Below are 3,297 nucleotides of genomic sequence, written 5' to 3' on the forward strand. Positions count from 1 at the left end.
CAGATAGCGGCAACGCGCGACGCGATGTCGGCATAACGCCAGCTTCCCTGCGCGTTAACGATGGCAATCCGGCGGCAGCTGAGAAGCTGCTGACCGATCATCCGCATCATGGACGTAAACATAGTATTTCCCTTTTGACTGAGTCGCGGCGCTTATCGCGTGCCGATCCAGCTTGCTGTTGAAATTCAGGCTCGGTTCGCTGATGGCGTACCAGCGTCTCGGGATCATCCAGGGCGGCATGCGCGTCGCCAGCGCGTTGCCCAGCCGCGCAAAGTTCGCGCCGTCGCCTTCATCGTCGTCGTCAAACAGCACGAACGCGCAGATCCCCTGCAAATAGCCTTGTCGGCGCCAGGTATCGACAAACGCCTCGCGCACGCCGGGCTGACTCAGCAGAACCTGTTCAATGTCGTTGAGATCGATGCGATAGCCCTGCAGTTTGATCTCGCGGTCGTCCCGGCCCAGAAAATAGACAAGGCCGTCCCTGATGACGCCCCGGTCCCCGGTCCGGTAGGCTTTTTCGCCCCGGTCATTGATGAAAAAACGGGCCTGCTGCTCGGGCGAGGCGTTCAGATAGCCTGAGCCGACGGCATTGCCGCTGATGATCAGTTCTCCCGTCGCGTCTTCGCTCGGCGACAGCGAGATATGGGTTCCGGGACGGGCGACGCCGAGCGGCAGCGGCCCTTCATCTCCGACATGGAGAGGGTGGATATCGACGGCGGTGACGGCGACGGTGCACTCGGTCGGGCCGTAGGTATTGGTGATCCGCGCGTCGGGAAAGCGCTGCCACAGCGCGTTGACCAGCGTTTTCGTCAACACCTCGCCGCAGAAAATAAACTGCCTGAGCGCCGGGAGCGCCTCGGCATTGAACTGCCGGTCGTTGAGATAACACCGTGTGAGGCTCGGGGTCGAGACCCAGCAGGTCGTGCCCGCCGCCGCGTGGCGCTGGATCGTCAGACGGGTGTTAAAAAAATTCGGCTGGTCGAGGACGACCATGGGTTTCAGGAACAGCCAGGAAAGCCACAGCTCGTAAAGCGATACGTCAAAGCAGTAGCGGATGTTGCCGCTGACCGCGCCGTCCAGCGGAAAGTCGCGGCGTAGCCAGTCGGTGAAATCGGCGACATTGGCGTAGCTCACTCCGATGCCTTTGGGTTGTCCCGTCGTACCGGACGAAAACAGGATGTACATGTTTTGTTCCGGAGCGACCGCTCTGACGACGTGGGCGAGATCCGGCGCCGCCGCTGACCGCGTGCCCCCGTCGCGCACCGCGAGCTGCCGACACGTCGCCGGGTTAGCCCGCGCGGTGGTATTGAGCAGGAGAGACGCCTGTGCGCTGTGCTGGATCTGTTGAATCCGTGCGTCGCTGTTCTCATCCTCCGTGGGAACAAACGTTCTGCCCGCCAGAATGCAGGCCCACATCGCGGTTAGGTAGCGTAAGTCTTTGTGACCATAAATAAGGACGGGCGCGTCACCCTGCGCACGCAGCGTCACGGCTAGCCGTGCGGCGCTGTGATAGAGCGCGTCAAACGTGATACTGCGCTCGCCCAGCCAGGCGGCGGGTCGATGACAGCCGCGGAATCGGGCGAAGATCGCCAGCAGTGCCGACTGTCCTTTCATCAGGCGGAGGCCGGAGAAGGAATGCGGGTGGCGATGTAGTCCGCGATGGTGCCGACGGACTCAAAATGTTTGATGTCCAGCGTCGCGGGATCCAAATGCAGCGTATCAATCGTGTCTTCCAGATACATGATCAGTTCGATGTACAGCCCGCTGTCGAAGCCCAAATCCCGCTCTATCTGGGTGTTTCGATGCAGCTCTGAGGTATCGTCGATGTCCATCACCAGCGCGATAGCGGCAATGACCTGGGATTCATAGTTCGGCATGTTTCTCTCCTGAAAGACCGGCCGTGGGGGATGAGGTTTGGCTCAACGCGCACAACCGCAGGCGATCGATCTTGTGGTTGCTGTTTTTGGGCAGTGCGTCGCAAAAAAGGAAGCGATGGGGGATCAGGTAATGCTCCATTCTGGCCTTACACCAGTCGCGCAGCTGGCGGGGTTCCATCGCCTGACGGGTTTCAATCCATGCAACGATTTCATCACCGTAAACGGCGTGCGGAACGCCGACGACGGCGACCTGAATCACGTGCGGGTGGGCGGATATAAGGCTTTCGACTTCCCGCGGGGCGACCTTCTCGCCGCAGGCGTTCAATACGTCGTCCATTCGGCTGATGAAATAGACAAAGCCGTCCTCATCAAGACGGCAGAGATCGCCCGTATACAACACGCTTTCGCCGGGAAAGCGCCCCGGCCGTAACTTGTCGGCCGTTTTTTGCGGGTTGTTCCAGTAGCCTCGCATCACGGTTTCACCGCGAATCACCAGTTCACCGGTCGCGTTGCGGAGGTGCGTGTTCCCGTCGGCATCCACGACCCACAGTTCGGTCCCAGGGATCGCCTTGCCCACGCTCTGCGTTCTGACGCTGAGTTCACTCGGGTCCAGCCAGGTACAGCGATGGCACTCGGTCAGGCCGTACATGGAAAAGAGGCGCGCCTGAGGAAACACCGTTGTCAGCGTGGCGATATCGCCGGGATGTAGCGCCGCCGATGTGCTGGTCACCGTTTTGATGGCGGAGAAGTCGAAGCGCCGACTTAATCGCGCAATCAGGCTGACCATCGTCGGCACCAAGGGAAAGACGGTCGCGCCTTGCTGGACAAGTCGGTTGAGCGCGAACAGCGGTCGGCTGAAGTTTTTCTCGATGATAACCGTCGCGCCGGTCAAGGCCGCCATCGTGATGTGATGCAGGCCATAGTCGAAGCTCAGCGGCAGAGCGCAGTAAATGCGGTCGTGGGCATCCAGCTGCAAATAGTGGGCGACGGACTGCGACGCGGCGATCATATTGCGCTGGGTCAGCATGACGCCTTTGGGGTGTCCCGTGGAGCCGGAGGTATAAATAATGCTCGCCAGATCGAGGCTTAACGGCAGCGGTAACGAGCAGGCGTACGCGCCGCGGGCGACCTCAGCGAACGCGGCGTCAGTCGCCATCCAGTGCGGCGGACGGTGTTTCATCAGGGGAGCGGCACGGCGCGCTTCCTCTTCACCCGCCGCATCCACAATGAGCAGGCTGGCCGAGCAGTCGTCGGCGATCCACGCCAGCTTTTCCGCTTTGGTGTCGGGATGGAGCGGGACATAGACGGTGCCGCAGCGCTGGGTCGCCCAGAAACAGACGATCAGATCGAGGCTGTTGTGCATCAGCACGATCACCCGGTCGCCGCGAGCAAGCGCGTGATGCTGCATCCAGCCCGCGAG

Annotated in this window: 3 protein-coding genes; all 3 read right to left on the reverse strand. The window is 61.1% G+C overall.

Annotated elements, in window-relative coordinates:
- Positions 1-54 precede the first annotated feature (54 nt).
- On the reverse strand, positions 55-1,614 hold the full coding sequence (locus Q7O77_RS16005) for an AMP-binding protein (protein WP_304169630.1): 1,560 nt from the start codon (positions 1,612-1,614) through the stop codon (positions 55-57).
- The gene (locus Q7O77_RS16010; protein WP_304169633.1) at positions 1,614-1,877 is read right to left on the reverse strand and encodes an acyl carrier protein; all 264 of its coding nucleotides are present in this window, start codon (positions 1,875-1,877) and stop codon (positions 1,614-1,616) included. The genes Q7O77_RS16005 and Q7O77_RS16010 overlap by 1 nt, the downstream gene beginning before the upstream one ends.
- Positions 1,864-3,297: class I adenylate-forming enzyme family protein (locus Q7O77_RS16015; protein ID WP_304169635.1), on the reverse strand; the 1,434-nt coding region annotated here is incomplete at its 5' end. The genes Q7O77_RS16010 and Q7O77_RS16015, both read right to left, overlap by 14 nt.

It is taken from the genome of Lonsdalea britannica, assembly GCF_946477055.1.
GTDB classification, from domain to species: Bacteria; Pseudomonadota; Gammaproteobacteria; order Enterobacterales; family Enterobacteriaceae; genus Lonsdalea; species Lonsdalea britannica_A.